Source organism: Colwellia sp. Arc7-D (assembly GCF_003061515.1).
GTDB lineage: Bacteria > Pseudomonadota > Gammaproteobacteria > Enterobacterales > Alteromonadaceae > Cognaticolwellia.
Genome location: NZ_CP028924.1, coordinates 97,302 through 113,670 on the forward strand (window position 1 = coordinate 97,302; position 16,369 = coordinate 113,670).

General features: G+C 35.4%; 14 protein-coding genes. 6 read left to right on the forward strand and 8 right to left on the reverse strand.

Annotated features, from left to right (window positions below):
* The first annotated feature begins 202 nt into the window (after positions 1 to 202).
* Both DBO93_RS00395 and DBO93_RS00400 read left to right on the forward strand, forming a co-directional pair.
* On the forward strand, positions 203 to 664 hold the full coding sequence (locus tag DBO93_RS00395) for a nuclear transport factor 2 family protein (protein ID WP_108454564.1): 462 nt from the start codon (positions 203 to 205) through the stop codon (positions 662 to 664).
* A gap of 1,167 nt (positions 665 to 1,831) precedes the next feature.
* Positions 1,832 to 2,608 carry a PEP-CTERM sorting domain-containing protein gene (locus DBO93_RS00400; RefSeq protein WP_108454565.1) on the forward strand — a complete coding sequence of 259 codons (777 nt, stop codon included), beginning with the start codon at positions 1,832 to 1,834 and terminating at the stop codon, positions 2,606 to 2,608.
* Between the two features lie 684 nt (positions 2,609 to 3,292).
* On the opposite strand, the gene DBO93_RS00405 is transcribed toward DBO93_RS00400, so the two are convergent.
* The 4 genes from DBO93_RS00405 to DBO93_RS00420 all read right to left on the reverse strand — a co-directional run bounded on the left by DBO93_RS00405 (position 3,293) and on the right by DBO93_RS00420 (position 8,346).
* Positions 3,293 to 4,225, reverse strand: a complete 933-nt coding sequence (locus tag DBO93_RS00405; RefSeq protein WP_108454566.1) for a diguanylate cyclase — start codon at positions 4,223 to 4,225, stop codon at positions 3,293 to 3,295.
* 119 nt (positions 4,226 to 4,344) lie between these two features.
* On the reverse strand, positions 4,345 to 5,109 hold the full coding sequence (locus tag DBO93_RS00410) for a transporter substrate-binding domain-containing protein (protein WP_108454567.1): 765 nt from the start codon (positions 5,107 to 5,109) through the stop codon (positions 4,345 to 4,347).
* 506 nt (positions 5,110 to 5,615) lie between these two features.
* Entirely contained in the window at positions 5,616 to 7,298 is a 1,683-nt protein-coding gene (locus tag DBO93_RS00415; RefSeq protein WP_108454568.1) for a DUF5666 domain-containing protein, read from the reverse strand.
* Between the two features lie 328 nt (positions 7,299 to 7,626).
* On the reverse strand, positions 7,627 to 8,346 hold the full coding sequence (locus DBO93_RS00420) for a cytochrome b/b6 domain-containing protein (RefSeq protein ID WP_108454569.1): 720 nt from the start codon (positions 8,344 to 8,346) through the stop codon (positions 7,627 to 7,629).
* Between the two features lie 282 nt (positions 8,347 to 8,628).
* Between DBO93_RS00420 and DBO93_RS00425 the strand changes: the two genes are divergently transcribed.
* The 4 genes from DBO93_RS00425 (at position 8,629) to DBO93_RS00435 (ending at position 12,045) form a co-directional block, all read left to right on the forward strand.
* Entirely contained in the window at positions 8,629 to 9,864 is a 1,236-nt protein-coding gene (locus DBO93_RS00425; protein ID WP_108454570.1) for a TMEM143 family protein, read from the forward strand.
* A 457-nt stretch (positions 9,865 to 10,321) separates the two neighbouring features.
* Positions 10,322 to 10,594 (forward strand): CNNM domain-containing protein, encoded by a 273-nt coding sequence (locus tag DBO93_RS19065; protein WP_204100635.1) that lies wholly within the window; start codon positions 10,322 to 10,324, stop codon positions 10,592 to 10,594.
* 17 nt (positions 10,595 to 10,611) lie between these two features.
* Positions 10,612 to 11,367: a CNNM domain-containing protein gene (locus DBO93_RS19070; protein WP_343215937.1), complete on the forward strand. Its 756-nt coding sequence runs from the start codon at positions 10,612 to 10,614 to the stop codon at positions 11,365 to 11,367.
* Between the two features lie 150 nt (positions 11,368 to 11,517).
* A complete protein-coding gene (locus tag DBO93_RS00435) occupies positions 11,518 to 12,045 on the forward strand; it encodes a hypothetical protein (protein WP_108454571.1) in 528 nt (175 codons plus the stop codon).
* 120 nt (positions 12,046 to 12,165) lie between these two features.
* On the opposite strand, the gene DBO93_RS00440 is transcribed toward DBO93_RS00435, so the two are convergent.
* From DBO93_RS00440 to DBO93_RS00455, 4 genes are all read right to left on the reverse strand, one after another.
* Positions 12,166 to 12,507 (reverse strand): hypothetical protein, encoded by a 342-nt coding sequence (locus tag DBO93_RS00440; protein ID WP_108454572.1) that lies wholly within the window; start codon positions 12,505 to 12,507, stop codon positions 12,166 to 12,168.
* A gap of 278 nt (positions 12,508 to 12,785) precedes the next feature.
* Positions 12,786 to 14,426 (reverse strand): methyl-accepting chemotaxis protein, encoded by a 1,641-nt coding sequence (locus DBO93_RS00445; RefSeq protein WP_108454573.1) that lies wholly within the window; start codon positions 14,424 to 14,426, stop codon positions 12,786 to 12,788.
* Between the two features lie 119 nt (positions 14,427 to 14,545).
* On the reverse strand, positions 14,546 to 15,202 hold the full coding sequence (locus DBO93_RS00450) for an alpha/beta fold hydrolase (protein ID WP_239059047.1): 657 nt from the start codon (positions 15,200 to 15,202) through the stop codon (positions 14,546 to 14,548).
* A gap of 114 nt (positions 15,203 to 15,316) precedes the next feature.
* Positions 15,317 to 16,216: an endonuclease/exonuclease/phosphatase family protein gene (locus tag DBO93_RS00455; RefSeq protein WP_108454574.1), complete on the reverse strand. Its 900-nt coding sequence runs from the start codon at positions 16,214 to 16,216 to the stop codon at positions 15,317 to 15,319.
* Positions 16,217 to 16,369: the final 153 nt, after the last annotated feature.

Genomic DNA, 16,369 nt, shown 5'->3' on the forward strand with positions numbered 1-16,369 from the left:
TTACAAGCGTTAATACTTGTCGAAGTAAATAATAGATCATTATAAGTAAGTCTTAATAACATTAAAGAATCGCGTTAATTCCAGTATAAATCAGCCTAAAAATATATAGCTGCTATATTTAATGGGCGATAATCGCAAATTCGAGTTTACTTAGAAGTAAGTTGTTTAGTAGGCCTTGTCGAAACATTACAAGGAAAGAAAAATGAATTTTAAACTTACCATAGCATTTATAGTCACTATTGCCGCTTTTAACGCGCATGCCGAAAGTTGGAATAAACAACAAACCGAAGTGTGGGATGTTGTTTTAGCTTCGTATGAAGATATAGATAAACGTGATAACAACTGGACTGATAAATGGGTCACCGAAGACGCCATAGTTTGGGGCAACAGTACACCAATGCCTCGAACTCGAAGTGCAATAAAACGCTGGGAAAAATTTAGTCTTGGAGATGGAACCATCAATAATGTTGCAGAGTATAGCCCAACTGCAATTGTTGTACATGGCGACACCGCCGTTGCTCATTATTACTATTCTAATGGTACTACCTCAAAAAAAGGCGATCAAAAAATTACTCATGGTCGCTGTAGTGATGTGCTAGTAAAAGATAAAAAATCATGGAAGTTTGTCTCTTGGCATTGTGCAGACGAGCATAAAAAGCATTAACGGCTTGATTAGGTAGTCTGAATAAATTTTTCAAGAGACGGTTGATGTCGAATTTTAGGCATAAAAAAACCGATGGCTAAATTGGCCATCGGTATAGAAGCTTGGGGAAGCTAGAATTCAAAATTATTACAACAGGTCTCAAAAGAGAACGAAGCAATTATAGAGTAACCACTCTATAAAAGTAAAGCCTTTACTCTAAAAAAAGTTAAAGTTAATTATATTTGGTGTTTTTTTTATGTGTGGAGGAGCCATAAATAATTAGAAACGCGTCACCGGATGAGAAAATTTAAATATTAATTAGGTTTGTGACTGCCCTTACTATTTGAAATAACCTTCAATATATTCACTATTGCCACTTTGCGGACTGTAAAAAATCCTGACACTTGAACATATTTATTTCCGCTTTAGCGCGCCAAGGGGACATTAGCACCAACAAATATTAGTGCAAAAAACTAAGCTGATTGGAGGTTTGTTTGACCGTCACTTATGACAAAAAGCCGACCTAATTTATCGTTTGAATTCATTCTGTTCTACGTTAACTTAGGATATGAAAGCGGACGTTGTTAAGCTCAAGGCTAAGGTGTGTTCTGTTGCAGAACACAATCGTTTTATCCAGGAATTAAACAACTTTAACGGTGAAGTTTTTCATTGCTGTCACTTGGACATTAATGGAAATATAGAAGGCTAATAACAATTTTAGGTCTGTTCACTCATTCTACACCGTTTCAAATTAAAGTTAGTGAAGGAGTGTGAGTGTTTTTACATATTTTGGCATTGGAGGGAATCTCGGAGAATTAAAATAAATTACGAGTAACTGGTTCCTAAGATCTATAACACATGGAAAGTGTGAGGTGTTTGTATAAATATATACCTAAATGCTACTAAATTGTCTGTTCTCTTTGGTTATTTTTGATTACTAACGTTTTTTTATTAAATAAATCAACTAATTGATGACCAGTTCTGTGTCGGAATAATTTACACCTTTTCATTATTTTGATTTCCCTCCTTGTTGCTGTTAGCTAAGCGACTGAATTTGTTGCTTATATTTTATTTACATTATATGGCACATTATTTGCTTGATATCTTTTGTAAAATAAACAACCATCTTACCGAGCCGCAAAGGAATGCAGTATATCCCGAGTGGCCTTTTTAAAAAGGCTTCAATGAATGAATATAAGTAAACGTCTGAAAGCATCAGCTATTTTTAGTAGTATCATAATAACAACCTTCGTAGGTATGTCTTCAGCACAAGCAGGGGCTATATACCTCACTGGTCACGATATCTTATCCCACAGTAATCAAAACAATTATGATGATGTCGTTTTGAACTATTTACGAGGTGCAGGAACAACTAACGAGATAGCTGCTGCTGATTACAACATAGGGCTAGTTAGTTCTGGCAACCTGAGTGGCTTTGGTACTGTTACTACTCACAGTAGCAGTTTTGCTACTGGTACTGACTTCAGCAACTATTTATCTGGAATTGATGTTTTAGTTGTAAGAGAAAATTTGGCAGATGATTTCTTGATCACCTATAAAAGCATATTTACTGATTGGTTTAATGGCGGCGGTGATATTTGGGCAGATACAAGCAATGGTGCATCTGGGTATTATGATTGGTTGCCTTTAGGTGTCGCAGCAGACGGGCAAGGCATAAATCAAAGTACAGGGTTTACTGCCACAGCGGCTGGAACAGCAATTGGCATAACTAGTAATATGATTAATGGCTTTCCAACTCATAGTCGTTTTACTTCATGGGATCCTACGTTTACAGTATTAGAAACACATACAAGTTTCCCTAACGATGCTGTTTCATTAGGAATCCAAGAAGCCAAAATCATAAATGGTAGTATCATAACCGATGTTCCAGAACCATCAACCCTTGCAATTTTCGCACTTGGCATGATGGGCCTAATGTCACGTCGTTTTAAGAAAATATCTTAATTTAGTTTTTAAGTTATCTCCTAGAAAACATCAATTGTAATGATTGGTGTTTTTTTGTTTATTCTCATTGGTAAGAGAAGTGATTTGTTCACTAAAGCACCACCATGGAATTAATATCCTTTGCTATACCATCTGAGAAAAGCCCTCATACAATACACATTAGATATCAACACTACGAGTGACAATTTTAGTGTTTTTAAGAAAATATTAATTTTCACAAAACGTCAGCTTAGGAGATAAACGAAAGGTATGTGATCATCACCGCTCGTTTCCGCTTTGCGCACTTACTTGTCTTTATTTTTGGTGGTTTGTGACGATTGTTATAGTTTTCTCATGATTTTTGATGTGAAAGTTTAAACTGATTTATCCTTATCTAGCTATAGCCCTTAAAACTATCGAACAAGAATTTTTACTTTATTTGAAGATCCACATAACTGTTTTATGTTACTGGACATTAGCAATGAGATTAAGGTGTATTACGTAATAGTCATTAATTTCTAACCACTGCTGATAGGCAGCTAATCCACAGAAGGGGTCATTGATACGTTTAAATTTATAAGCGTACTAACCAACGAGTAGAGGATGATTTTATTTTGGAACGAAGTGGGTGTTTTTTTGAGGCTCTTAATTTAAATAAACTAAAAAGCGATGATAAACGACTCAGGGTTTTCATTACTACCCTGATTAATCTTCAAATAACATGAAACTATATTCAGGATTTTTTTTGGCTTTATACATGGCGCTATCTGCGTTCTTCATTAGCGTTTTTTCGTTGTTACCATGTGCTGGAAACATCGCTATTCCAATACTTGCTGAAATGGTGATGTTATTTTTTTCAATACAGAATGGCTGATTAAGTGCGTTGCAAATCTTTTCTGCAAGTTTGATGGCATCTTCAGTTTGGCTGATCTGAGGAAGTATGATGACAAACTCATCACCACCTAGGCGTGCAACCGTGTCAACTTCTCGGTGAATAATACCTTTAATACGTTGTGCAATCTCTATTAATAATTTATCACCTATACAATGTCCAAAGGTATCATTTACAGGTTTGAACTTGTCTAAATCAAGCATAAGTAAGGCGAGTAACTTTTTGTTTCGTTTACATTGAGCCAATGATTTCTGCAAGTTTTCTGATAATAGACGGCGGTTGGGTAAATTAGTTAAAGGGTCATATAAGGCGAAATGTTCTAATTTATGTTCATATGCTTTTTGTTTAGTAATATCTTCAATAATACCTAAAACAACTTGTTTACCATCAATATCTGTTAATGCAACACCACTGATACTGATCGGATATTTTGTACCATCTTTTCGTATATATTCTTTTTGATTTGGACCAAAACGTCCAGTTGCTTCCAAGTCTTTAAGTTGCTGTTGTTCCTGCGCTTCATATTCTCTTGGCGTAATATCCCAGTAGCTTAAATTAATAAATTCCTGTTTTGCGTAACCTGTAGATTTTAAAATGGAATCGTTTACTTCCAGGAACTTGCCTGTGTTGGCATCAACTACTGCCATACCAACAGGTGATAATTGAAAAAGGGTTGAGAATATTTTTTCTGAACGCAGTAGTTTTAGTGCTAGTGCATTGTCTGGACTATCGATCAGCTTTGTCATTTTCAGATGTACTCTATTGATACATTAAGCCATTTTTAAATGAAATTATATAAGTTAAATGATAACTTTTTTAATTTTTGATTCTATTATTTATATTAGTTGAGATATTCCTAAGCGCGTTACTTATTATCGTTAATGCCAAACTGCGCTAGTGCTTGTTGCCATTCGGATGATGATTTTAAAACACCTATTTGCTGCTCTACAAATTCAATTAATTGCGGATTTGATTTTGGCAGCAACACTGAACGTTCAAATGTGGAGGTTGTGTTTTTACTCAAGTAAACCTTGTCTTGAATCTGATGTTTATGGATTAAATATTGCACCGGAATTTCCCCTGAGACAATAAAGTCAATTCGTTTACGTGCAACCATGCCGACACTGTTTTCTAGCGATAAGCTATTGAATGCACTTACTGTGTTGTCTTCGATTAATGCGCCTACTTGCTCATCAAAAAAACCTATCACTTGGCTAGTGCTCATACCTGCTACTCGTTCTTTTGCAATGCTTTCTAATTTTTTATCCTGAGAAGATAATATGATATTAGCGTCATTTAGTAGCGGCTGACTCCAATAGTACAGCTGCTTACTGGGATCAAACCATTTATAGGATACAAAAGGCACAATACAATGATTGGTCAATTTTAGCTCTAATAACAAACGAGAACGGGGTAATACTAAAACCTCAAAGCTATATTTGTTCTGTGCTTTTTTATTTAAGAAGTCTGTAAAAGTATAGAGCAAACCTAAACGATCGTTTTCGTCGGTAACGAAAGGCCCAGATAGATACGCAGAACACACGTAGAACTTTTTCGCCAAAGTACTTTGGCTGAACGTCGAGAATAGTACGAGTAGTATGCTTAATTTTATAAACTTGTTAAAAAACATGAGGAAGTATTCCTTATTTACTCAATGTTATAGCTAATAACAATCATAAAATTTATTTAATAATCGGTCATAATCTTATAAAGATAGTACTTACTTTTGAGGTGTGTCAAATTTTAATTGTCAGCTAAAATGCGGCATTCATAAGTTGATAACGGGTTTTTATTATGACTAATAAAGCACACTCAATTACCTTTTAAGTGCCCCAATTGCTAATCCTAAAGCTTACTCATAACAAATTATTCTAGTCTAATAAGTCGTATGTTCATGGTCATATTTTAAGCCGTATCATGCGAAAAGCTTTTTTGTGCGGAGTTGGGAGTAACAAGTATAAGTTAAGGTATAGACGATGTATTTTTCAAAGGTTTAAATTTTGCCATCGAAGTTTGTACTTCTGGCATTTTGTTAGCCGTTTCGATAAGTACTTATGAACTTAATCAAAACGGCTAACACTACTCTTATAACAACTTTAGGTTAAGTTGTGACAGTTATTAACGACGCGATAGGTGTTATTCAAGCTCAATATAGTTCGCGGTAATAACGCCTTGTTGATCTAAAGTGCCTTTAATTTTCAGTTGAGTATCAATTGCGATTGAAGACCAAAACTGTTCAGCTGCAACCCGTACGTCATCGATTTTAAATATTGTTGTTTGACCTACTAAAACTTGATGACCTGAAACAACCAGAGTGCCCTCATTTATCGCTTCAACAATTCCTTTAAACTCTGTACGGTTACTATCATTATCATCGTCCTTTTCTTCAATTTCAACGGACAGGGCGACAAAAACACTATCTATCAGTTGGCCTTTTACCTCGACTTGCATATTATTTTCAAGTTGTTCAAAAAATACCTCTTGGTTTACGTCGTCGCCATTTTTCCCTTCAAACTCGGTGTTTGCGTCGGTAATAACCGTTACACCAACAAGGCTAAAGCTAAAGTTTAAAATATTACTTACATGACCTTTTAGCTCTACTTCAGCGTTTTCATCTTCATTTTCACGTTGCATTTTAGTGGCAATATTTTTGCCATCGCTATCTACAAAACCTTTGAGTTCGACAAACTCACCAATGGCTACATCAGCCAAATCAAAGAAGCGTTCGCCGTTATCGGATTCATCTTTCATTTTGGTTTGATTATTAATTTCAAATTCAACACCAAGAACGGTTACTGTGCTTAAGTCTAAATTAATGGCTTCAATAGCGCCTTCAATACTCAAATTTGTCTTTTGTTCAATACGTATTTTTTTCGCCAACAAGCTACCATCAGCGTTGAACTCACCTTTAATTTTAACTCGTACATTGGCCATTAAAGCGCTAGCGTCGCCATATTTAAACTCAGTATTATCATCCAGAATAATGGCAATACCATCTACTTTAAAATTACCTGAAGATTCAAAGTCAGTGATAAAACCTTCTACATGTCGGTTATCTCCTTCTTCATTATTTTCATTTTTTTCTTTAAGCTTTACTTCGCTAACCACTAATACACCAGCATTTAAGGCTGTATATTCACCTTTAACACGAACTTGTTGTCCATCTACTAAGTCAGCCTCAAGAAAGTCTTTAAATATTGCTGAACTATAATCGATAGTTAAACCATTTAGCTCGAATGTTTTATTAACGCTATCTAGTAATGTGATGCGAGCTTGAATTTTTAACTGTGTTTGTTCTGTTTCTTTTTCTATTCGTGTGGCGTATAAAGTGCCATCGGTATGGAAGTAACCACTTATCTCGAGAATATCTCCCGGTATAAGATCAGCTAATAGAAAGTTTTCAAAACTGGTTAAATCGTCAAACACTATGGTTTGGTCAAGTATTGTTATCGTATTTGCGAATAAATCTATACTAGCTATTGGGCCTTTTAATTGTTCGTCATAATGAATAGCATTGGCGTTACCGGTTGTGCCATCTTCGTTTATTTCCCCACTGAGCGTTACAACCATACCTACCTGAAGATCTGATTCACTTGCGCCACCGTTATCATCTGTTGTTACGGTGGTTGCATCAGTTTCATATTCAACACCATTGATAAATACACTGCCAAAACCGGTGATAACACCTGTCGTTGCCGTTATCGTTGTCGTTGGTTTTGGTGGCGCTGGATCTGCAGGCGCAGTTGCACTTGTAGATGAACCACCACAAGCGGTTAATACTGAAGCTGCTATTAATGATAAAATAAGTTGATTTGACATGTTTAAATCCTCAGAAAATTAATCATATATAAACTATTATTAGTTTTAGTTAGATTGATAATTTAACTTAGGAAGATGACTATGGTATGAGTGTTTTATCCATTATAAACAACATGATAGACTTTCTTCTAGAAAATAGGTATTGATTAAAAATCAATACCTACGATTGTTTTATATTCCATCCGATGCTCGGTTAGTGTGTAAAACAATTTATCAATGCAAAAAAACTTTATCAAGAAACACAAAATATAGCTATTAAAATAAACAAGAGGAGTATACTTTTTGTACTGCCTAGGTTTGTTTACGTATTCATGTAAGTTTTATTAAACTAATGCTCATCAGTATTATTTTTTGGCAGATATTTATAACCATTGACCATGGCGGATACTAGGGCACTTTTTTCTCGCCTTTCTGCGATAACTACGCCAATGATATGCAGTGGAATCAGAAATAACAGACAGTAAAAAACATAAACATGTGCAGTGATAAAAGGGTTTCTGATATCTCTCATCGCTTGATAAGCGACCTCATCAACGTTCTCTTTGGAATAAGGCTGTATTGCGGCTAAATTATCTTTATCAATAGCGATGCTTTCAGCAAAATAGTGGCCAAAAGGTGGATAATAAATATCAGTACCCGCAATAACAAGGCCAGAAATCATTTGTGCAGTCATTGTTGCAAGTAAAGCTAATACCATTAACTTACCCGCAGGATTATGTCCTTTGTATGCTTGTTTTTTACCTGCTTTAAATTCAGTAAATTCAGTTTTAAAGCCACTGTTAAAGGGCAGGGTTTTATGCCAACGCTCATAACCTTTACCAACAAAACCAATAATTAAACGAAATATTAAATTACACGCAAACACGTAACCTACAAGCACATGGATTGTTTTTAATAAGACTTTTCCATCGCCGGCAATACCAAATGTTTTACTATGTAGAATCATCGAACCAAGCGCAATGAGTAAGAGAATAGCAACAACATTAATCCAATGAAAAAGCCTAATATTTCGACTCCAAACGAAAACTTGCCCTTTAGTTATTTGCATTTCAACTCCTGCTATCGAATAGGTTCATTATATTGATATTATAGCGTGGCTTTGGGCTAAAATGTAACTTACTGGGGCTGTAAAAAAAATTGTTTTTACGCGTTAAGTTGTTCTATATCATTAAAAAATTGTTTTAATTGGCCAGTTAACCGTATGGTCAGCCAAATTTATTAATCAACCATTTTTGCTTTTAGGTCGAGTAGTTAGCATTACATATTCACATTCCAATATAAAACAAATTACCTTACACTCTAACTATCTGACATTAAATGATATTGTGCTATGGCTGCCGATCGGTTTATACCTTATAGAAAACAAGACATTATTGAAATGTGTTTACGAGAGCTTCAACTAGATGATTCAGAATTATCGTTTCGGCAGTTTTCTGATTTGCTATCGAATTCGCTGCATGTTGAATATCATCAAACCTTAGAATCGTTAAAGAACGACTATGCGCCATTTGATCCTAATGCAGATACTAAGCAGCTTGACCCTTATACAACAGAGCAAAAAGCGGATTGTCAGGCAAGTTTTGCTAATAATTTTGCCAGTGTTTTAAATGCCGCCAACTTTGAAAAAATTACTGAGCAAGACTTACAAGATGCTTTAACAGAAGAATCATTATTTAAAGTTAGATTAGAGGTTGAATTTGATGACTTCGAACAAGTTGTTTTTTACCGACGAGGCGAGTCGCAATTAACCGAAACTATTACTTCATTATTTGGCCTGCGAAAACAAACGATTAACTTTACTAACTATGATCGCGTAGCAATATTTATAACCTTTAAAGATAAAGCTCATTTTGACGCCAAGAAAAAGACCCTGTTTGGTTTTGAGCCCGGTTCAACCATAGTGAAACTTTTTCAGAATGTTCCTAAAGCCGATCTAGAAATGCTATTTCCGAACAGCGAAGTACGTATGCGCCCCATTGATAAAGCCTTTATCGGTGCTTCGGCAGTAGTGGGTGGTGCGGTAGTGTTAGTGACTAAACTTGGCGCATCCATTTTATTGCTGGCAGCATTAATGGGCTTTTGGATAGGTTGGCGCGAAGAAGCAGTAGAAATGACTCAACAACACTTTATCTCTTTTGCGATTGGCTTAGGGGTATTTGCTGGTTTTATTTTTAAAGAATGGAGTAAATTTAAAAATAGAAAAATTAAATTTATGAAAGCGCTTTCTGACAACCTGTATTTTAAAAACCTTGATAATAACGCGGGTGTTTTTCATACCTTGATTGACGCTGCAGAAGAAGAAGATTTTAAGGAGGCCATTTTAGCTTATAGCTTTTTACTGAACAATAAAGACGGTTTAACTGCTGAAGCCTTGGACGAAAAAATAGAATATTGGTTTAAAGTAAAGTATCAATGTGAGCTTGATTTTGAAATTGTTGATGCCTTAAGTAAGCTTGAGCGAATGGAGTTAGTTGAGCTTAATAATAATGTTTACCAGGCTATTGCTTTAGACGAAGCTAAAATAATATTAGACACACATTGGGATAATATTTTTAATTATGCTTAGTGTTAGTGCTTTATTCCTTTTCATTCATTATAAAACCTTATTAATTGAGCTTTAGGTGTTGCTGAAAATACAATGCCGTTCAATTAACACCTGTGGAAAACATCTTAAGCTTCAAAAGTTTATACAACATTAATATCAATCTATAATTGATGTAAAACGATTAATAGTTGTTTAACTTTGCTAGTAAGTAACTTTGCATGAAGCCTGCTTCTTTTTTTAAATCCCTTAAAACAGTGCCAGTAAAAAGGGCCATAAATATTTTGGTTTTGATTACAATTAGTTAGGTTTTAGAAATCTGATATGAAGTGGAAAATAATCTTTAGCTATTTTGTACAATTAATTACCTTAATCTTCAAAATATTACCTACAACCTAAGCAGTGCGTTCACCCGATTTTCTTACATTGTGATATGCTATTTATAAGTGATATACATAATTAATAGAGTTGGATTGAATAAGTGACGTTACTTTTTATTTATTTAGCAGTTGCCATTGGCGTATCTTTTTTGTGCTCAGTACTCGAAGCAGTACTATTATCAATAACGCCTAGCTTTGTTGAGCAATTGCAAAATAAAAAACCGAAAAACGGTGCGGTATTAGCAAAAGTCAAAGCGCGATTGGAAGAATCTCTTGCTAGTATTTTAATTCTTAATACCTTTGCTCATACCATGGGGCGGCAGGCGTTGGTGCGCAGGCTATTGGTATATTTGGAGAGAAATGGGAAACCTTAATTGCCGTATTACTGACATTGGTTATTTTGTATTTTTCAGAAATTATTCCTAAGACCTTAGGTGCTACTTTTTGGCGCAATTTAGCCATACCTTCTGCTTATGTAATTTCTTGGTTGGTCAGAATAGTTTATCCACTGGTTTGGCTGTCAACTCGGCTCACCCGTTCGTTCAAGCAAGGTAAAGAAAGCGAAATCACACGAGAAGAAATTATCGCTTTAGCGTCGCTAGGCTATAAGGACGGTAGTTTGTTTTCACAAGAAAACGAATATTTATCGAATATCCTTAATTTACGTGAGTTGCGCACAGGAGACGTTTTTACACCAAGAACCGTCGTACACATGTTGCACCAAGATACTACCGTAACTGCCGCACTTGATCATGAGCAAACGCGACAATTTACTCGAATACCTGTTTACGGTAATACCATTGATGATATTACGGGTAAAGTCATTAAAGGTGACTTGTTTGAAGCTGAGCGAAGCGGTCACGGTGACCAGCCTATCAGTAAATTTGTTATTCCGTTATCAGCGGTATCTGAAAAACTACCCGTTCAGCAATTACTCGATATGTTCATCAAAAACCATATACATATTTATTCTGTAGAAGATGAGTATGGTCAAACATCGGGCATAGTTACGTTAGAAGATGCCATTGAAACTCTGCTAGGGCGAGAAATTGTTGATGAAAGCGATGCCGTAACCGACATGCAGGCACTTGCACGCGATAAATACCGTGAAAGGTTAAGAGAAGTGAAGCAAAACAATAATGATTAAGTTACCTAATAAGCCGCTTTAATAGCGGTATTTAATGCCTGTTATAGCAATATAAGATGTCCATTTAAAAATATTAAGTTTATTTATTAATAATGTGAACCCAAAGCACATTTTATACGTATGAATCCTCATGTATTAAGGAGTTGTAAAATGCGTACAAAAATTTATATATTTGCTTTATTGTTACTTACCGGTTGTAGTACTCAGTATGCGAATAAAGATATAACCGGACAAATATTTCCCTCTGTTGTAGGTACCACGCTAGAAAAAAAATCAGTATCTATTCCTGGTGATTTTAATGATGACTTAACGTTATTGTTGATTGGTTATAAGCAGAACTCACAATTTGATATTGACCGTTGGTTGATCGCTTTAGATGTTACCGAAACCCAAGTGAAGGTTTATGAAGTGCCCACTATTCAAGGGTTATTTCCGGAAATGTTTAGCACGGTTATTGATAACGGCATGCGAGCTGGAATACCAAAACCTTTATGGCAAGGTGTAGTAACTATTTATGACGATGGTGAGAGAATTCAGGCTTTTACGGGTAACGAAAATGCATCCAATACCCGTGTGGTATTGTTAAATAAAAATGGTGTAATACTATATTTTTATGATCAAGGCTTTGCCGTAGATGCATTAAATAAATTAAGAATGGCGTTAGCCGAATACCAATAATTATTTATCACTAGAACTAGATTACAAAGCCTCGACACAGAATATAATATAACTTGTGTGGAGGCTTTAAAAATTTAGTTTATCAGTTAGAATAACTTACCTGCATTGAACTTAAGTTGATTATTTATAGGTAAAAGTAACTTTATCCATTTTTGCGATCAAACCTTGTTGCGAAGGTATAAAGGTAACTCGCTCAGTTTTAGCAATAGCATTGCTAAGAATAATTTCTACATCACCTTCCATGATAGTTTGACCATTTTGAAAAGATGCCTGGCTTGATTTAGTTGATAAATTTCCGTCAGTAAAGGCTATTCTAACGTTGCCTGTATACGTATGAAATTTACTGTCAGGTGAGATTTTTTGTGATTTTGCGGTTATTTCCATTTCATTTGCTATTGAAATATTAGAAAAAACACCAGATAAAACAAAGGTTGATAGCACTAATTCTTTAAATAATTTCATCTTGATTCCCCTACCTAGATTCATTAAATACTGCTAAAGCTCACAGACACCTTACTAAATTTTTAACACATTGACATGGTTAATTTTCAACATTCATAATAACTTCACAATCGACATTTCGTTGATTAGCTTACGGCGCTTATTCTCAAAGTGCTTACGATAATTTATTCTGCTAAATTATTTATTTTGTCCTAAGCGTAAATAAATTTTTAGACTTCAGGTTTATTTTAAGACCTAAGTTTAGCGTTATATTTTGCGAGTATCCTTAGCTTTAATTTTTAACCTAGTTGGGCGGTAAAGCCAATTCTAAAGCCGCCCCAGTGTTTACCATTAACATAAATGGGCGCTGAAACATCATGCATTACTTCTCCAGTATCACGTTTGTAAGTTTGTAATAGAAATCTACTCGTGTGCTGACCACAACGAATACCGGTACTATCGTCAAATATTCGTTTAGTACGATTGTTGATAGTATCGGTTGTGATATTACCCGTTAATGGCTTGGAAAAGCACAGATTATGAGTAGGGAAATAACCATTAATATCAACGGCACCTGCATAAATAATATCAGGATTATTTTGTAAAATTGGCTCTTGAATAGCGGGTAAGTATTTGTCGGTTATGCGATCAAAACTGCTGTGATATTTTTGCGGAGAGGTGTCGGCAATTTCATGATAATTAAAATCAAATAGGTCTTTCTGACTAATCACCTCAGCTTTAATTTTATCACTAAACATTTCTCCTACTTGTTGGGCAGCGATTTGAGCTTGCTGACAAAACTTTTCAATATGAGAGCCGGTTTTAAACTGAGCGAGTTCAATAAATATTGATTCTGTACTCTGGCAAAGTTCTGCAGCTTTATCTGAAACGATGTGAGTTTCTTTACTTTTTTCAACTAAAAAATTATGTAAATTTGTGATCGCTACAGAAATTTCATTACTCGTTGTATTATGTTCTTGAAGTGCTGTACTAATATGATTGCTGGCGTCAGAAGACTCCTTCATTTGTTGATTTACATCGCTTAATGAAGTCGCTAGTGGTCCCATGCTTTTTACAATGCGATGACTTTGTTCCACTACTTGCGCCATAACATGCGTTGTTTGTGAGGTTTCTTCGTTAATTTGATTCAACATGGTACCAATTTTTTCAGTCGCTTCAGCCGTTTTTGAAGCCAGTGCTCTTACCTCATCAGCCACGACAGCAAATCCTCGGCCTTGTTCTCCTGCACGAGCCGCTTCAATAGCTGCGTTTAAAGCTAATAAGTTAGTTTGCCCCGAAATGCCATCGATAACATTGGTGATATTTTGAATTTCAGCAGCGCTTTGAGACAGTGATTTTATTTTCTCGGCTGCATTGTTCACGTCAGCATTTAATTGATTAATGACTTCGACATTGTCATTAAGCTGCTTTGAACCTGCCGAAGCTTCGGTCATTGCTTGGCTTGATTGTTGCGATGCAATAATAGAGTTTTCGTTCATGACTTTAATGCTAACCGACATTTGATGCGCTGAACTTGCAAGGCGCTCAACATCTTCACTAGATAATTCAATAGCATTACTGAGTTGTTCAAGAAAATAGCCTACTTCAGCAGAGTTAATCGCGAGTTTACTGGCTTTGTTGTCAATATTTTTTCCTGCAAGGCGTGTTTTATTTGTTTGTTCAAGAAGCGTGTTTTGCAGGGAGTCGTTTGCTGAAATATCTAACTCTAAGCTTGCTATAAGCATTTGTTGTTGTGCTTTTAAGCTTTTTTTAATAGCAAAATTTATACAGGTTAGAAAAACAATAAAAGTCGCTATTAGTATAATAACAAGTTGCCAATTAATGCTCTCGGTAAGTTTAGCTAGTGAGAACACTAGAAGCGTGATTAAGCAGGCGCTTATTAACGCTAATAAAGTGGTTAGATGTCGAGATGTAAACATGTTATTCACCGCATATTATTAAATATATACCTTATTATAGTCTTAAGATAATAATTGCCGTTGCCAATAGCAATTATACTTTAATCTAAGGTTAATTATTATAAATGCAGTGGGGCTTGCTAATGTTCAAACTTACCTTGTTGAAGGTAATGAATAACTTGCTCTATTACCGCGTCATTACGCATCATAAAAACATGTGTAGTCGGCATTTCAATATGATCATTCATGCCGTCAATTTTAGTGCTTTCTACTGAAACTTTTCCATCATCAGTATCAGGAATAAGAGATGATAGTATTAAATTTATACTTTGTGTGCCGGCGATTATACCTACATCAAAGTTGGCTTTGCCCAATTGATTTGGCACGCTCAATGCGCCAGTACCTAACTGCATGCCAGCATCACCATTGACCAAGTGAAACCCAGGTATATTTCCTAGCTTATCAACTATTTCAGTGCCTTTATTTGGTGGGCCTAACATCACTACTTTATTCAAGTGTTTAACGGTATGATTACTTAAAAACTGACGAACTAAAATACCGCCCATTGAATGAGTTACAAAGCTTACAGACATACCTTGGCATTGTGTTAATGCATCTGAAATGGTTTTTTCTGCCAGTTGTTCAATAGAATATGAGCGAGAAGGGTAGTCAATGTTTAGTACTTTATAACCTTGCTCTGTTAAGCGCTCTGCCATTTTATCCATTGAATGCGCTGAACGGGCTAAACCATGTAATAGAATTACACATTCATTCGCAGGATTAATTTTATCGTTCACTGGTGGTTCCAACTTAATGGTCAGTAACTTGAGCAAAAAGTAGCTACATAACCGAGGTAAAATTTAAATTTAACAAAACCAATATTAGCAATAATGTTGGTTTTGTTAGATAGCCTAAAGTGCTAACTGTATTGAAATAGGGCAATGGTCGCTAAGCGTTTGACTCAGTTCACGAGTGTATTTCTGTTCGAATACTAACTGATCAAATGAATTTTCAACATAACGAGCTTTTGCTTTTGGATCAAAAATTATATGGTCGATATAATCTTTGTAATAACCACCCCAACATTTTGACTCTGCGTTAATCGTAGGAGCCCAAAGTGCCTCTGCGCCTTCGTCATTAATGGTTTGCCATAAACCTTGTATTTCGCTGTAATTTAATGAAATATCTTTGACAAAACGACGATTAAAATCACCTAATAATATAAATGGAACACCTTCTTTAGCGCGAGCGTCAACCCAAGCTTCTAACGGTATAGCTTGCTTAGCAAGTTCAGCACAGGCTGTTTTTGCATAGACTTCTTTTTCATTAGCGTTTGGCATGCTAGCAATGCTAGTTTGATCTAATGCTTTATCAAAACAGCCAGATTTCATATGTACAGCTAATAAGCGTACGCTTTTACCGTTCTTAGTTAATGTAACGTCCATGCCTCTGCGTGCAAGACCTTGATCAAGTTCTCGATACTCAACCGCTGTAGCTTTATAGCCACTGCTTTTTCTTACGGCAACGCCAACACGTTGAACCCAATCTTTAGTGGTAAAAAAATAGTCGTATTCATCACCAAATACTTTTGCGGCCCACTTTGCGCTTTCTACTTCTTGCAATGCGATAACATCAGCATCTAATTCACGTGCATAGCGTGCTAATTTTTGATAATCGGTATCTTTGCGTTGATTATATTCATGAGAGCCTAACCAGGCGATATTCCATGAGGCTACTTTTAACGTTTCAGCAAAGGTTGCCGTGCTTAAAATAGTTAGTATTACTGCAAACAGGCTAATTAATTTTGTCATGTCATTATTCTAAAATATACATTGGGCAGCTATAGTAACCGTTGGTTAACCAAATTCAAATTAACAGTTTAAAAAAATTGTAATATTATTTTACATTGCTAATTAATATTGAATTCTTAGCTTTTAGCCAATCGTCAGTCCGCTGGATTTTTA